Annotated in this window: 17 protein-coding genes and 1 tRNA gene; 15 read left to right on the plus strand and 3 right to left on the minus strand. The window is 62.6% G+C overall.

The window, feature by feature from the left end; translation table 11 throughout:
• Positions 1-3: 3 nt before the first annotated feature.
• The 7 genes from pgaC to ACQKQA_RS04045 all read left to right on the plus strand — a co-directional run bounded on the left by pgaC (position 4) and on the right by ACQKQA_RS04045 (position 6,042).
• Complete coding sequence (pgaC, locus tag ACQKQA_RS04015) at positions 4-1,356, plus strand: poly-beta-1,6-N-acetyl-D-glucosamine synthase (protein WP_427553775.1); 1,353 nt, start codon at positions 4-6, stop codon at positions 1,354-1,356.
• Positions 1,353-1,859, plus strand: coding sequence for a poly-beta-1,6-N-acetyl-D-glucosamine biosynthesis protein PgaD (pgaD, locus tag ACQKQA_RS04020; RefSeq protein WP_427553777.1), 507 nt, complete (start codon positions 1,353-1,355; stop codon positions 1,857-1,859). Before pgaC ends, pgaD begins: the two co-directional genes overlap by 4 nt.
• 183 nt (positions 1,860-2,042) lie before the next feature.
• Entirely contained in the window at positions 2,043-2,603 is a 561-nt protein-coding gene (locus ACQKQA_RS04025; protein WP_427553779.1) for a YbhB/YbcL family Raf kinase inhibitor-like protein, read from the plus strand.
• Positions 2,604-2,693: 90 nt separating this feature from the next.
• Complete coding sequence (locus ACQKQA_RS04030; protein WP_427553781.1) at positions 2,694-4,445, plus strand: vWA domain-containing protein; 1,752 nt, start codon at positions 2,694-2,696, stop codon at positions 4,443-4,445.
• 37 nt (positions 4,446-4,482) lie between these two features.
• Positions 4,483-5,064 (plus strand): RNA polymerase sigma factor, encoded by a 582-nt coding sequence (locus tag ACQKQA_RS04035; protein ID WP_427553783.1) that lies wholly within the window; start codon positions 4,483-4,485, stop codon positions 5,062-5,064.
• Positions 5,061-5,783, plus strand: a complete 723-nt coding sequence (locus tag ACQKQA_RS04040) for a hypothetical protein (RefSeq protein ID WP_427553785.1) — start codon at positions 5,061-5,063, stop codon at positions 5,781-5,783. Before ACQKQA_RS04035 ends, ACQKQA_RS04040 begins: the two co-directional genes overlap by 4 nt.
• Positions 5,784-5,865: 82 nt before the next feature.
• Positions 5,866-6,042, plus strand: coding sequence for a hypothetical protein (locus tag ACQKQA_RS04045; RefSeq protein ID WP_427553787.1), 177 nt, complete (start codon positions 5,866-5,868; stop codon positions 6,040-6,042).
• A gap of 11 nt (positions 6,043-6,053) precedes the next feature.
• Here the strand turns inward: ACQKQA_RS04045 and ACQKQA_RS04050 are convergent, their stop codons facing one another.
• Entirely contained in the window at positions 6,054-6,605 is a 552-nt protein-coding gene (locus ACQKQA_RS04050) for a hypothetical protein (RefSeq protein ID WP_427553789.1), read from the minus strand.
• A gap of 351 nt (positions 6,606-6,956) precedes the next feature.
• Between ACQKQA_RS04050 and ACQKQA_RS04055 the strand changes: the two genes are divergently transcribed.
• On the plus strand, positions 6,957-7,214 hold the full coding sequence (locus tag ACQKQA_RS04055; protein WP_427553791.1) for a hypothetical protein: 258 nt from the start codon (positions 6,957-6,959) through the stop codon (positions 7,212-7,214).
• Positions 7,215-7,270: 56 nt separating this feature from the next.
• Here the strand turns inward: ACQKQA_RS04055 and ACQKQA_RS04060 are convergent, their stop codons facing one another.
• Positions 7,271-8,143: a hypothetical protein gene (locus ACQKQA_RS04060; RefSeq protein ID WP_427553793.1), complete on the minus strand. Its 873-nt coding sequence runs from the start codon at positions 8,141-8,143 to the stop codon at positions 7,271-7,273.
• Positions 8,144-8,238: 95 nt separating this feature from the next.
• A tRNA-Arg gene (locus tag ACQKQA_RS04065) sits at positions 8,239-8,315 on the minus strand.
• Positions 8,316-8,546: 231 nt separating this feature from the next.
• Between ACQKQA_RS04065 and ACQKQA_RS04070 the strand changes: the two genes are divergently transcribed.
• From ACQKQA_RS04070 to ACQKQA_RS04100, 7 genes are all read left to right on the plus strand, one after another.
• Complete coding sequence (locus tag ACQKQA_RS04070) at positions 8,547-9,260, plus strand: Crp/Fnr family transcriptional regulator (protein ID WP_427553795.1); 714 nt, start codon at positions 8,547-8,549, stop codon at positions 9,258-9,260.
• Positions 9,261-9,351: 91 nt separating this feature from the next.
• The gene (locus ACQKQA_RS04075) at positions 9,352-9,882 is read left to right on the plus strand and encodes an RNA polymerase sigma factor (RefSeq protein ID WP_427553797.1); all 531 of its coding nucleotides are present in this window, start codon (positions 9,352-9,354) and stop codon (positions 9,880-9,882) included.
• Positions 9,883-10,002: 120 nt separating this feature from the next.
• Positions 10,003-10,230, plus strand: coding sequence for a RebB family R body protein (locus tag ACQKQA_RS04080; protein ID WP_427553799.1), 228 nt, complete (start codon positions 10,003-10,005; stop codon positions 10,228-10,230).
• Positions 10,231-10,248: 18 nt separating this feature from the next.
• Entirely contained in the window at positions 10,249-10,887 is a 639-nt protein-coding gene (locus ACQKQA_RS04085) for a hypothetical protein (protein WP_427553801.1), read from the plus strand.
• Between the two features lie 86 nt (positions 10,888-10,973).
• Positions 10,974-11,606 carry a hypothetical protein gene (locus ACQKQA_RS04090; protein WP_427553803.1) on the plus strand — a complete coding sequence of 211 codons (633 nt, stop codon included), beginning with the start codon at positions 10,974-10,976 and terminating at the stop codon, positions 11,604-11,606.
• Between the two features lie 36 nt (positions 11,607-11,642).
• Positions 11,643-12,014 (plus strand): hypothetical protein, encoded by a 372-nt coding sequence (locus ACQKQA_RS04095; protein ID WP_427553805.1) that lies wholly within the window; start codon positions 11,643-11,645, stop codon positions 12,012-12,014.
• A gap of 182 nt (positions 12,015-12,196) precedes the next feature.
• Complete coding sequence (locus ACQKQA_RS04100) at positions 12,197-12,442, plus strand: RebB family R body protein (protein ID WP_007930335.1); 246 nt, start codon at positions 12,197-12,199, stop codon at positions 12,440-12,442.
• The last annotated feature ends 154 nt before the right edge of the window (positions 12,443-12,596 follow it).

Genomic DNA, 12,596 nt, shown 5'->3' on the forward strand with positions numbered 1-12,596 from the left:
ATCATGTGGGATCGACTGTTAGCCCTGCTCGTTCTGGCGATTGTCCTCGGGGTACCGCTGGGCCTGATCTTCCTGGTGACCGGCCAGTTCCTGATGGACTTCGTGTTCTATTACCCGCTGTTCATGTCCGGCCTGTGGATCGCCGGCGGCCTGTATTTCTGGCTGCACTGGGAGCGCCACTGGCCATGGGGCGAGAACACCTTGCCGCCGCCGCTGGCTGGCGAGCCGCTGATCAGCATCCTGATTCCCTGCTACAACGAGGGCGACAACGCCACCGATACCATCGAGGCGGCACTGGCCCAGCACTACCCGAACATCGAGGTCATCGCGATCAACGACGGCTCCAAGGACAACACCGCCGAAGTGCTGGATGCCCTGGCGCTGCGGGATCCGCGGCTGCGGGTGCTGCACCTGGCGGAAAACCAGGGCAAGGCCGTGGCCCTGCGCATGGGCGCGGTGGCGGCGCGCAGCGAATACCTGGTGTGCATCGACGGCGATGCCCTGCTGGCGCCCGATACGGCGGCCTATCTGGTAGCGCCGATGCTGGACAACCCGCGCCTTGGCGCGGTGACCGGCAACCCGCGGATCCGTACCCGCTCGACCCTGGTGGGCCGGGTCCAGGTCGGTGAGTTTTCATCGATCATCGGTCTGATCAAGCGCACCCAGCGGGTGTTCGGCAAAGTCTTCACCGTGTCCGGGGTGATAGTCGCCTTCCGTCGCACGGCGCTGCACCGGGTCGGCTACTGGAGCCCGGAGATGATCACCGAGGACATCGACATCAGCTGGAAGCTGCAGCTCGACCACTGGAACATCTTCTACGAGCCGCGGGCGCTGTGCTGGATCCTCATGCCGGAAACCCTGCGCGGGCTGTGGAAGCAGCGTCTGCGCTGGGCCCAGGGCGGGGCCGAGGTGCTGTTCAAGAACATTCGCGGCATCTGGGAATGGCGCCATCGCTACCTGTGGACCTTGTTGTTCGACTACTGCCTGTCCACCGGCTGGGCCTTCACCTTCCTGCTGTCGGTGATCTTCTGGGTCCTTGGCAAGTTTGTCGTCCTGCCCGAATCCATCGCCGTGGACGAGCTGATGCCGCCAGCCTTCACCGGGCTGGTGCTGGCGGTGGTCTGCCTGGGCCAGTTCGTGGTCAGCATCCTGATCGACCGGCGTTACGAGAAGGACATGTGGAAAACCATGTTCTGGGTGGTCTGGTACCCCCTGGTGTTCTGGTTCATCAGCCTGCTCACCACCCTGGTGAGCTTTCCCAAGGTGTTGTTCGGCGAACATCAGAAGCGGGCGCGCTGGGTCAGCCCGGACCGCGGCATCAAACCCATGGATGATGAAAAGGAGGTGCGCCGATGAAGATCATCCGAACCCGCCAGCGTCCGTTCCTGATGCTGGTGGATGTGTTCCTGACCATCATGGCCTGGATCGGCCTGCTGTACCTGTTGGTCCGTGGGCTCTTTCCCCTGATCGACAGCCACGAAGGACCGCGCGTCGACGTCAACCTGTTCGCGGCCCTGACCACCCTGCAGTTCTATGGCTGGGTCGCGGTCATCAATGCGGTGCTGTTGGTTTCCTGGGCGCGTTACCGCCAGCGCAGCCACAAGAAATATCCTCCACGCCAGCCGGCGCCGGTGGTGGACAACCAGCGTCTGAGCGAACGCTTCAACCTCAGCGACGAGACCTTCGCCCAGATCCGTCAGTCCGGGACCATGGTCGTGCACAACGATGCGGAGGGCGGCATCAGCCACGTCACTACCAAGTTCTTCCGGATCAACCCGGAGGACCAACCCCATCCGCCGCTGATGCCCGAGCCGCTGGAGCGGGTTATCCACCTGCCGGCCGAAGACAGCAAAGGCTAGGCGGAACCCGGACCACCCAGTGTGGTCAGCAAAAACCCCGGAGCTGAAAAAATCCGGGGTTTTTCGTTTACAAGCCGCCCCGACTCAAGCTCAATCAGCTCCGGTACCGCCCAATGGCAACGCTTCGCCGCGCGGCTATAGTCTTCCGGCTCCTATGAACCCATTCGCAAAAGGTGCTCGCGTATGTCCCGTTTCGCCTCTCTCAACACCTGGCTGGCCGCCAGCGCCGTCCTGCTGTGCCTGCAATTGCCGGTCCAGGCCCAGGAGCGTTTCACCCTGAACGTGCCAGGCGTCTCGGACAACCGCCTGTTCACCCCGGCCAGCGCCAGCGATGCCCAGGGCTGCGGCGGGCGCAACCAGTCGCCGGCCCTGGCCTGGACCGCCGGCCCCGAAGGCACCCGCAGCTACGCCATCGTGATGCACGACCCGGACGGCGCCAAAGGCCAGGGCGTGGACCACTGGGTGCATTACGGGATCAAGGCCAGCACCCGGCAGATCGCTGCGGGCGTGGGGGCCAAGGGCACCCTGGAAGGGCTGGGCGGCACCAACAGCAAAGGCACCACCACCTATGTTGGCCCGTGCCCGCCGCTGGGCGACAGTGCGCATCACTACATCATCCAGATCTACGCCCTGGAGCTGGCGCCCGACGCCTTGCCGGCCGGCCTGACCCGCGCCCAGCTGCTGGAGAAGATCAACGGCCACGTGCTGCGCAACAGCAGCGTGGTGCGGCGTTATCTGCGCTAAGCGAAAATTTTTCCGGGGGGCTTAACCCGAATTGCCCAGGGGTTTCGTCTGAAGGGGGGAATGGATCAATTTCTCCCGAGGTCAGCCCCCATGTTCCTTGCCCCGTACCACCTTCGCCCCGCTGCTCGGGGTTGCGCCGCCGGGCTGCTGTTGGCCCTGGCCGGTTGCGGCCAGTCCTCGCCGGATCCCCGGGATGCTCATTCGCCCGTGCAGGACGCGCCGCCGCCCCAGGCCGCCGTGCCGGCACCAGCCGAGGCCCGGCGCGCCGAGATGATCCTTGCCGGGCATAGCGCCAAGGCGTTCGCCCCGGCGCCGATGCCGGCTGTGATGCAGGAGCGCGAGTCGCTGCCCGACGGCTATCGCAGCGAGCCGCGCGAGCAGTATCAGAACCTGCCGGACAACCCGATCCACAGCGTGGCGCAGGCCCCGGTCTCGACCTTCAGCGTCGATGTCGACACCGGCGCCTATGCCAACGTCCGGCGCCTGCTCAACCAGGGCAGCCTGCCGCCGCAAGGCGCGGTGCGCCTGGAAGAGCTGGTGAATTACTTTCCCTACGATTACGCCTTGCCCACCGATGGTTCGCCCTTTGGCATGACCACCGAGATCGCGCCGTCACCGTGGAACCCCCACACCCGGCTGCTGCGCATCGGCATCAAGGCTTCCGATCGCGCGGTGGCCGAGCTGGCGCCGGCCAACCTGGTGTTCCTGGTGGATGTGTCCGGCTCCATGGACCGCCGCGAAGGCCTGCCGCTGGTGCAAAGCACCCTCAAGCTGCTGGTGGAGCAGTTGCGCGAGCAGGACCGGGTGTCGCTGGTGGTGTACGCCGGCGAGTCGCGGGTGGTGCTGGAGCCGACCTCCGGGCGCGACAAGGCGAAGATCCGCAACGCCATCGAGCAACTGACGGCAGGTGGCTCCACCGCCGGTGCGTCGGGCATCCAGCTGGCTTACCGGATGGCCCGCCAGGGCTTTATCGAGAACGGCATCAACCGCATCCTGCTGGCCACCGACGGCGACTTCAACGTCGGCATCAGCGACTTCGACAGCCTGCGGCAGATGGCCGTCGAGCAGCGCAAGAGCGGGGTGTCCCTGACCACCCTCGGCTTTGGCGTGGACAACTACAACGAGCACCTGATGGAGCAACTGGCCGATGCCGGTGATGGCAACTACGCCTACATCGACAACCTGCGCGAGGCGCGCAAGGTCCTGGTGGACCAGCTCGGCTCGACCCTGGCGGTGGTGGCCAAGGACGTGAAGCTGCAGGTGGAATTCAACCCGGCCCAGGTCAGCGAATACCGCCTGTTGGGCTATGAGAACCGCGGGTTGAAGCGCGAAGACTTCAGCAACGACAAGGTCGACGCCGGCGAAATCGGCGCCGGGCATACGGTCACCGCGCTCTATGAAATCGTGCCCAAGGGCGAGCCGGGCTGGCTGGAGCCATTGCGTTATGGCCAGACCAAGGCCCAGGTGCAATCGAACATCAAGGACGACGAACTGGCCATGCTGCGGGTGCGCTACCAGGCGCCGCAGGGCGGCAGCAGCCGGTTGCTCGAACGGCCGATCCTGGCCTCGCAGCAGCACCGGACGCTCGCCCAGGCCAGCGATGATCTAAGATTCGCCGCAGCGGTGGCGGCGTTTGCCCAGCAGCTCAAGGACGGCCGCTACACCGGCGACTTCGGCCTCAAGGACACGCTGGCCCTGGCGCGCGCGGCCAAGGGCGAGGACCGTTTCGGCCTGCGCGGCGAGTTCGTGCAGTTGGTGGAGCTGGCGCAAAGCCTGCAGGCACAGGCCGCGCCGACGACTCGGCCGGAGCGTGACGAACAGGCGTTGAGCCGCCGTGAGTAAGGTCATGACGAGTCACCACAAGGAGTTCAGCACAACCATGCCCAGGGCGAATCGAGCAGGGCCCGCCAGCAGCGACGAAACGCTGCTGGCGTGTTATCGCGCTGGCGACAGCGCCGCCTTCGAGCTGCTCTACCAGCGCCATCGCCAGGGTTTGTACCGGTTTCTGCTGAGCCTGTGCGACAAGGCCGAACTGGCCGACGAGGTCTACCAGGAGACCTGGCTCAGCCTGATCCGCACCGCCAGCGAGCCACAAGGCCGGGCCAGCTTTCGCACCTGGCTGTACCAGATCGCCCGCAACCGCCTGATCGACCACTGGCGCAAACACGGCATCCGCAACCCGCTGCACGACAGCTACGACGAGCAACTGCACGAGCTGGCCGACGACGCCGGCGGCCCGGAACAGCACCTGAGCCTGAGCCGCGAGCAGCAACGCATCGATGCTGCGCTGCAAGTCCTGCCCGCCGACCAGCGCGAAGTGTTCCTGCTGCGTGCCCATGGCGAACTGGAGTTGCCGCAGATCGCCAGCCTGACCGACACACCGCTGGAAACGGTGAAAAGCCGCTTCCGTTACGCGCTGAAAAAACTGCGTCGGCTGCTGGCCGAGGAGGTACTGACATGACTGACGCCCGATCGCTCCCCCCTATTGAAGAAGAGCGCATGCTCGAACATATCCGCCAGCACAGCCAGGGCGAGCCACCGGCCAGCCTCGACGCGCTGATCCTGGCCGCGGCCCGGCGCGAAGCCCCGGCCCCCAGGCCTTCCCTGTGGCAGCGCTGGTTCGCGGCCTGTCGCCAGCCGCGCTGGCAGGTGGCGTTCGCCGGCCTGTTCGGCGTGACCCTGCTGCTGGGCGTGTTGCAGCGCTCCCCAGAGCCAAGCCCCAGCCAGGCGTTCGCGCCCGCGCCGGCACCGGTGGCCAAGGCTTCCGCCCCACAACTGGCGCGGCGTCAGGCCGAGTCCACTGCTGCGGATTCTGCACTGGAAGAATCGGCTCCCAAGGCGTCGCCCCGTTTCGAACTGGCCGCCAAACCGCAGGCGGCTGGCGGCGCCTTGTCGGCACCCGCCCCGGCGGCGCCGGTGGCGGGCCTGCCGCTGACCCTGGACAACCCAGCCTTCGACGCCGAACCCCATGAGTCCCTCGGGCACCTGGCATCGTTCTCGGATAGAGCCTCGGCCGCGCATCCGGCCCCGCAATCGGCTCTCGATGAGGCGCTGCGGGAGGTGCTACGCCTGCGCCAGACCGGTCAGGACGCGCTCGCCGACCAGTACATCGAGGCCCTGAAGCAACGTTTCCCTGACGAGGACATCGCCACCCGCTTGCGGGCCTTGCAGCCGCATTGACGATAAAACCCGCGCAAGTAATGGCCTGGCACCCCGAAAGCGCGCACTATCGAGCCAGTTTCCTGAAAGTGAGAGGCTGGCCATGGCGCCACGCATCGACCGTATCGCTGCACTGCTGAATTGCCCGACCAAGGGCGCGGATATCCGCCAGGCCATCAAGGAGAGTCGCAAGGACTTTCTGCTGGAGGCTGAAGAAGAGGATGAAGACGAGCAGCAGGCCGAACCTGCTGCGGATCAGGATGAACGGGCGCCAGACTGACGCCAGGCGATTCACTTGCGGGCGGGCGCGCGTTTCACGTTCTGGCCTTTGTTCTCGATGGCCAGGGCAATCGCCTCATAGCAGTCGTGGAACAACGCCGGGTTCTTGAACATGTTCTCCACCAGCTCCATCTTGCCGTCGGTGTGTTGGACGCGGATGAAGCGCTGGTTGAACAATTCCACCAGCTCGACGCCCGAGATATTGATCAGACGGATCTCGCGGGTTTTCGAACTGAAGTTGCTGGCCGGGGCGAACAGTTTCTTGTCCGTCAGCACCACGTAACGGTTGCCGGCGCCGCGCAGGAAAATCAACGCACCGATAACGGCCAGGGTCATGGCCACCCCCAGGATACCCGCCAGTTTCACTACCAGATGGCCATCGAGCCCCAGGGCATTCGCCAGGCGGACGATGCTGGTGTGGTCATCGGGCGTGCTGAAGATCGCGAACAGCGAAAGCCCGCCAAACACCAGGCACGCCAGGCTCATCTTCTTGAAGTTCGGCCCGTAGTAGTAACGCGCCTGGTGAGAAGGCGCGGGATTGCTGGAGAGGTTGGAGATATTCATGGTCTGCGGTCTTCCGTGAGCCGGGGAAAAATGGGCATCGCTCGGCTGTGAGCTCGTGAATGATGTCTGGGTGGCATCATCGCAAAAAAGACCGGAGACACCTAAAGGGGTTTCGGGCTGAGGGGGGAGAAAAGGCTTCTCCAAGAAGCGAAATACCTCACAACCCATGCAGTCAATCCGCCTTGTTCCTCCCAAACAACCATCCCTATAGTTCTTCCTGTCGCTGAAAGATCAGCGACCGGATTTGGCGATCCGGCTTTTAAGTTGGGTGTTTGTTCGTGACCCGCGGTAGCTGCATCAGCTAGCGGATTCTTGGACTTGATCGCGCTGTTCGCCAAACAGGAATGACTTATGAACCAGTACATCCCCTTCAATACCAATCACCCCGATGGTCAGGTAACGCTGATTGATAGCCACGCCTCTGTAGCCTCGGTGCTTGATTGTGCCCATGCCCGAATCAAGGCCGGGACGGACCTTTTGGAAAGCCTTACTTCGGTGACGATCAAGGGCGTCGAGGATGGTGATCTTTATCGGCTGACCAACGCAGCTTATTTGTTGCTCAGGGAAGGGGTGGATTTATTGGAGGTTGCGCGGCGAGGTGTTGCTTGAGCTCCACGAAGGGCTTCTTAGGCAGCCCTTCGATCAACAACCGGCAGCAGGCCCGTTCAACGTTGCTGCTCTTCCTTCCTTGAACCTTGGACATTACCGATGCTGACGAACTGCGCCACGCATTCGATGACGCAGTCGAAGCCGATTTCCAGGCGCAGGTAATACCCGGGCTGCAAGCGCGTGAGCTGGGTACGCATATGCCCGTCGAAACGTGTGCCGCTGAGTTGCAGTTCGCTGATGCCCTGGATCTTCAGCTCCAGGCAGCAGTGGGTCAGCGCTTGGCTGGCCGGCCAGGTGGAGGGCAGGGACTGGCCCGGCAATGGGCCCGCCAACTGCAGGCTCAGTTGCTCGCCCTGGAACTGTGGTCCCGGGGTGTGCAGGTCGTAGGGCGTGGCCACTACATCGAATATGGCTTTCCAGGCCTCGGAGTTGTCGACGCTGAACAGCCAGTCGCGGGAACCGCGATCCCGCTCCGGGATCGCCCGGCATTGCGCCAGGGACGGCAAGCGGGCGCGGATCAGGTCGTCGTGCCACAGCTGTCGGGCCGCCAGGAGCAGGCGCTGAAAGAAGTCCCGGCTGTCGTCGATCTGCGCCGGCCAGCCGGCGGGCCATTGATCGTAGTCGTCTTCAGCGGGCTCCCAAACCTCCTGGAAGTCGAAGTCCGGGTCGTCCAGCGCTGCTTGCAGGAGCTCTACCAACTGCTGCCGGTGACGGAAGTTCTCCCGAACGTGGAAGCGCTCCAGACAGTAATGGCGGATCAGGTGTTCGCGATCATTGGGGGCGTTGGGGTCGTAGCGGCTCAGCTCGGCATCCAGGGCCGGGGGCATGTCATAACCGATAAAACCGCCGATCCAGGCGCGCAGGTTCGGCTGGTAGGGCTGATTGAGCAAGGGATGGTGCAGCACCTGGACCTCCTGTCCGCGAGGCATGGGTCGGCACACACCTCGATGATTCTTCGATCGGCTCAAAGGCCAGAAACAAAAAAGCCCCAGGGCATTCGACCTGGGGCTTTTGCGTTTCTATCTGGCGCACTCGGCGGGATTCGAACCCACGACCCCTGCCTTCGGAGGGCAGTACTCTATCCAGCTGAGCTACGAGTGCAGCGGGCGACATCATACCCATGTCGGCCGGGGGCGTCCATGCGGTTTTTTTTCGCGGGATGGTTGGTCGTCGTCTGGCTGTTTTCCTTGTCCTTTTCGCTACCCGAAAGACGCTGGGCCCGATTCACAAGCCCCCCCGCCAGACGTCCCTTTGTTTGCTTCGCTCTATGGCTTCAAGCGCTCTAACCCGCTGCGTCTCGCGCAGCGATTTCCTGCCGGTCAAGGCCAACGCATGCACTCTAAAGGCGCGGTAATGCTTGATTTCTCGTTGCGGCAAAACCTGCTGGCACGCTCCGATCTGTTCAGGGGACTGCCGGATACATTGATCAGTTATGTGGCCACCCATGCGGTGGAGCGGACCTTGAATGACCGGGAGGTGCTCTATCTCAAGAGCGGGGCGCTGGACTTCATTGCGCTGGTCACCGAGGGGCTGGTGTATTCGGTGATTCACGGCCCGGACGGGCGCGAGCAGATCGTCGGCAGCGCGGGGGTTGGCCAGGTGGTGGGCGAGTCGGCGCTGATCGAGGGCCATGCCCGGGAAACTTCGGCCTTCGCCTGCGGCCCGACCCGAGTGCTGCTGTTGGGGCAGCGGCATTTCCGGGCGCTGTACGCCGAGCCGCTGTTCTGGCAACGCATCGTGATGCTGTTGATGACGCGCCTGCTGAAAGTTATCGAACTGCTCGAACTGGTGTGCCTGCATCGCCTGGAGGCGCGCTTGGCGCGTTTTCTGCTGGCCAATATAGATGACTTCGAGCTGGCCCCCGCGACCTGCGCGGCGGTGCCGCGCAACCAGGGCATTCTCGCTTCCATGCTCAATACCAGCCGCCCGAAGCTCAATGTCCAGTTGCAACACTGGCGGCGCTCGGGGGTGATCAGCTGCCAGAGCGGCCGCCTGGTGATCAACGATGTCGAGCATCTGCGACGCAAGGCCTGCGCGCTCAATTAATTTTCCCCCACTGTTCCCCAGGTAACAGCGAACGCCTGCTGCCCGATCACAGACTGACGGCTCATCAAGGAATGCACAGGGAGTGCTGCAGATGGGATCTTTTCGTGAAGTAGCGATGATCGACCGGCTGTTCGAGGCGAGCTGGCGAGCGGTGTACCCCGAGTTGATGCGCCGGGCCAACCGCCGCGCCAGGGGTAATCTGGGCCAGGCTCAGGAGTGCCTGTCGAATACGGCCCTCAAAGCCCTGCTGTTCTTCCGGCGTTCCCCCGAACGCATACGAGAGCCGCAGGGTTTTCTGTTTCTGGTGCTGGATCACGTTTTTCTCGACAGCCTGCGGCGCCGCAAGCGCGAGGAGCAACTGTTCGATTATTCGATCGACCTGGCCCACGATCACCAGGCGCTCCTCGCCGAGCCTTGCGTATCGGTGTTCGAGCACACCGAACAGTTCGAGCGGCTGGTGCAACTGGGCTGTCGGGTGGAGCAGTTGCCGTTGCCCCAGCGGCGGCTGTTCGAAATGCGTTTCGTCGAAGAATTGCCGTATCCGCAGATCGCCGCCGAGCTGGGGATCGGCCAGCCCCTGGTGCGCAAGCGTGTGCAGTTGCTGCGAGAGGCGCTGCGTTGAACGCGACTTTTGCCTTCACAGCTTCGCAGGTGGTGCGTTCTTGTTTCATGAGCACCTGAAACCGTCGACGAGTTCACCGCCAGCGCGCCTGCGCTGGCGCCTTCCATCAAGGAGAGATGTATGCCAGAGGTCAACAGCCAGATTACCGACGCGGTAACCCAAACCAACGTCAAGGTAGTGGCCGAGGCTCCGGCCCAGGCCATTGCCTCGCTATACCAGGTGGCCAGCCATTCGGCGGGGCTGTCCCTGCAGAATGCGGTCAGCAGCCAGCAGGCGTTGAATCAGATCTCCAACGCGGTGATCTCCAAGGCGGTCTCGCTGATCATGCAGATCGGCGAGAAGGGCTGACACCTGGGGAGAAACCTCATGTTCTGGTTCAAGAAAAAACCTGCTGCCGCTACCGCTGACGAGCCGGCAACTGACGCCGCGACGACGGCTGACCCCAAGGCAACTGATCCCAAGGCAGCTGAACCCAAGGTCGCGAGCAACTCTGCGCAGCCAACCACTCCCGCCAAACCTTCGCGCACGGTGATGGACCGCATGAACGAGCACATGCTGGCTCAGGCCGCGGCGCCGGCGACCGGCAGTACCGACGCGCTGAACAGCCAGATCGTCGAGGCGGTGCAGTTCACCAATGCCCAGACCTTCGCCTATGCCCCGGCGCAGATCGCCATTGCCCCGGACATGATGATCAGCCAGGCCGCCGGCCTGGTCGCGCAGTCGGCGGCGGGCTATTTCGACGGGGTCAGCAAGCTGGCGCTGGCGGCCCAGGCGGTATTGCTTGAGCAGATGACGAAAAATATCGTCGAAAACCAGCCCGAAAAAGCCGCCGAGGACGCCTTGGGCGCCCTGGCCACCGATCTGCTGGTGGGGGCTGCCGCTGCAGTCGCCGCGGCGGCCGGCGCCATGGAAGCGGAAGCGGCGGGCACGGCCATCGACAAGATCGACCAGAGCATCGCCAAGTACAGCAGCACCCTGGCCAATCGCGCCGCGCCTGCGGCCTGACTCTACCGAGCATCAGGTTCCAGAACCCCTCTGGAACAGTGCAATAGCAACGTGCAAGTAACTTTTCTTTATTGAGGAGCGACATCATGCAGCCTGGAGATCTTGTTTTTACCGTAGCCAGAGACGATGACCCTCTGGCCACACGCGTTCCGCGTACGCTCATTGCGCTCGGGGAACGCTTGAAAGCCGCCTTTTTGTCTGAAGACAAACCGGGTTTGCCGATTGTCCATGCGGCGCTCGCCATCAACAAAAATGATGTCGTGGAAAGTGTCGGCGGTGGGGTGGAACTCACTAACCTGGTCGAAGATAAACGCAATGCCATGGTCTTCACTTGCGAGGACCGACTCCTCGCCGACGCGGCTGCGTATGTGGCCGAGCGGTTTTCCAACGATGTGAGCACCGGAGACATCAAAGGCGAGTACAGCCTTTGGAAAGCGATGTTGTCGACATTCAGGCGCTCTTCCTACGATCAGGGGCTCGAGGCAAGGATCAACGCTTCGGTCGAGGTCGGCGTGGCTTCGTTTTGTTCGGAGTTTGTCGCCAATGCCTACGAAGTGGGCAACCTGTACACCAACGCCAACATCATCCCGCCCCCCCCGGTGGTGTTCTTCGGCCGTCCCAAGACGGTAAATCCATGGGAGCTGGCGGTTTTCTGCGACAGCAACCAGCTCTTCAGATTCACCGGGTTCTGGGAAGATGGCAAAGAGGTGACGCTGTAACTGTCGCTCCTTCAGCCCCTTGCCAAGGAACTCCAGATGGACAAGGAAGACCAGGCCGCAATGGCCGGCATCTACCGGTTGGCCGAGCTGCTCGACCTGAAGTTGTCGCCAGGAGAAAAGCACATTCTCGAGGCGTTGATTCGTAGTAGTCCTGACACTTTTTCGGGGCCCTCAACCACGGTCATCGATCAGTTGCTCGATCAGACCCAGCGCTTGATCGAGGGTGAAAAACAGCGCACTCGCGAGTTGATGGAACACTCCGTCGTTAACGAAAGTGCATCGAGGCCCCAGTCGTCACAGCATGAAGCGGTGATCCGCAAATGGCTGGCGGCGAAGCAATCATTGTCTTCGTCGAACGCTGTATCAGAGACCGATCAGCTCATCCTGGAGGTGTTGAGCGCGAAGTAAAAGAAGCATTGGCAGTGCAAATGAAAGGGCTGGCAGAGCAAGTCGAGTCAGCCCTTGAACGGCTGAGCGAGCAACACGCCGAGTGTGGGCAAAGTTGATTCAGATCGTCTTCACACTCGTTGTTTTGCAACGTTCATTGATTAGCACGGAATCTCCCGTGTTTTAACAAAGGAAGTTGAACTATGCCTGTATCAGAGCAAATTACCGACGCAGTCACCCAGGCCAACGTCAAAGTAGTGGCCGAGTCGCCGGCCATGGCGATGAGCACCATCTACCAATCCATGGGCCAGGCTACGGCGATTCTGTTTCAGAACGCTGTTTCGGCCCAACAACAGCAAAACACCCTGGCGCAAGCCGCTACCAACCAGGGCGTGATGCAGATCTACAGTGTGGACACCGCCGTTGCCACTGAGAAAATCGGCCAGTAACTAACCTGTTGAGCGTGCTGAAGTCGTTCACGTAACGGGCCAACGCCCTGGCCCCCGCAGCCTTTTGGTTGCGGGGGCTTTTTTATGGTCATTGATCTGAATTCCTGAGGGAAAGCGGCGTTTTCGTTCTTTTTTTCGAACAGGCTATTGCCCT

The organism is Pseudomonas sp. NPDC089530 (assembly GCF_050280705.1).
Classification (GTDB): domain Bacteria; phylum Pseudomonadota; class Gammaproteobacteria; order Pseudomonadales; family Pseudomonadaceae; genus Aquipseudomonas.

Bases quoted from the DNA above. Each gene is read 5' to 3' on its own strand.
- pgaC (WP_427553775.1), top strand. From the start codon at position 4: ATGTGGGATCGACTGTTAGCCCTGCTCGTTCTGGCGATTGTCCTCGGG.
- ACQKQA_RS04030 (WP_427553781.1), top strand. From the start codon at position 2,694: ATGTTCCTTGCCCCGTACCACCTTCGCCCCGCTGCTCGGGGTTGCGCC.
- ACQKQA_RS04070 (WP_427553795.1), top strand. From the start codon at position 8,547: ATGCACTCTAAAGGCGCGGTAATGCTTGATTTCTCGTTGCGGCAAAAC.
- ACQKQA_RS04095 (WP_427553805.1), top strand. From the start codon at position 11,643: ATGGACAAGGAAGACCAGGCCGCAATGGCCGGCATCTACCGGTTGGCC.
- ACQKQA_RS04050 (WP_427553789.1), bottom strand. From the start codon at position 6,605: ATGAATATCTCCAACCTCTCCAGCAATCCCGCGCCTTCTCACCAGGCG.
- ACQKQA_RS04060 (WP_427553793.1), bottom strand. From the start codon at position 8,143: ATGCCTCGCGGACAGGAGGTCCAGGTGCTGCACCATCCCTTGCTCAAT.
- ACQKQA_RS04090 (WP_427553803.1), top strand. From the start codon at position 10,974: ATGCAGCCTGGAGATCTTGTTTTTACCGTAGCCAGAGACGATGACCCT.
- ACQKQA_RS04080 (WP_427553799.1), top strand. From the start codon at position 10,003: ATGCCAGAGGTCAACAGCCAGATTACCGACGCGGTAACCCAAACCAAC.
- ACQKQA_RS04100 (WP_007930335.1), top strand. From the start codon at position 12,197: ATGCCTGTATCAGAGCAAATTACCGACGCAGTCACCCAGGCCAACGTC.
- ACQKQA_RS04035 (WP_427553783.1), top strand. From the start codon at position 4,483: ATGCCCAGGGCGAATCGAGCAGGGCCCGCCAGCAGCGACGAAACGCTG.
- ACQKQA_RS04025 (WP_427553779.1), top strand. From the start codon at position 2,043: ATGTCCCGTTTCGCCTCTCTCAACACCTGGCTGGCCGCCAGCGCCGTC.
- pgaD (WP_427553777.1), top strand. From the start codon at position 1,353: ATGAAGATCATCCGAACCCGCCAGCGTCCGTTCCTGATGCTGGTGGAT.
- ACQKQA_RS04045 (WP_427553787.1), top strand. From the start codon at position 5,866: ATGGCGCCACGCATCGACCGTATCGCTGCACTGCTGAATTGCCCGACC.
- ACQKQA_RS04085 (WP_427553801.1), top strand. From the start codon at position 10,249: ATGTTCTGGTTCAAGAAAAAACCTGCTGCCGCTACCGCTGACGAGCCG.
- ACQKQA_RS04040 (WP_427553785.1), top strand. From the start codon at position 5,061: ATGACTGACGCCCGATCGCTCCCCCCTATTGAAGAAGAGCGCATGCTC.
- ACQKQA_RS04055 (WP_427553791.1), top strand. From the start codon at position 6,957: ATGAACCAGTACATCCCCTTCAATACCAATCACCCCGATGGTCAGGTA.
- ACQKQA_RS04075 (WP_427553797.1), top strand. From the start codon at position 9,352: ATGGGATCTTTTCGTGAAGTAGCGATGATCGACCGGCTGTTCGAGGCG.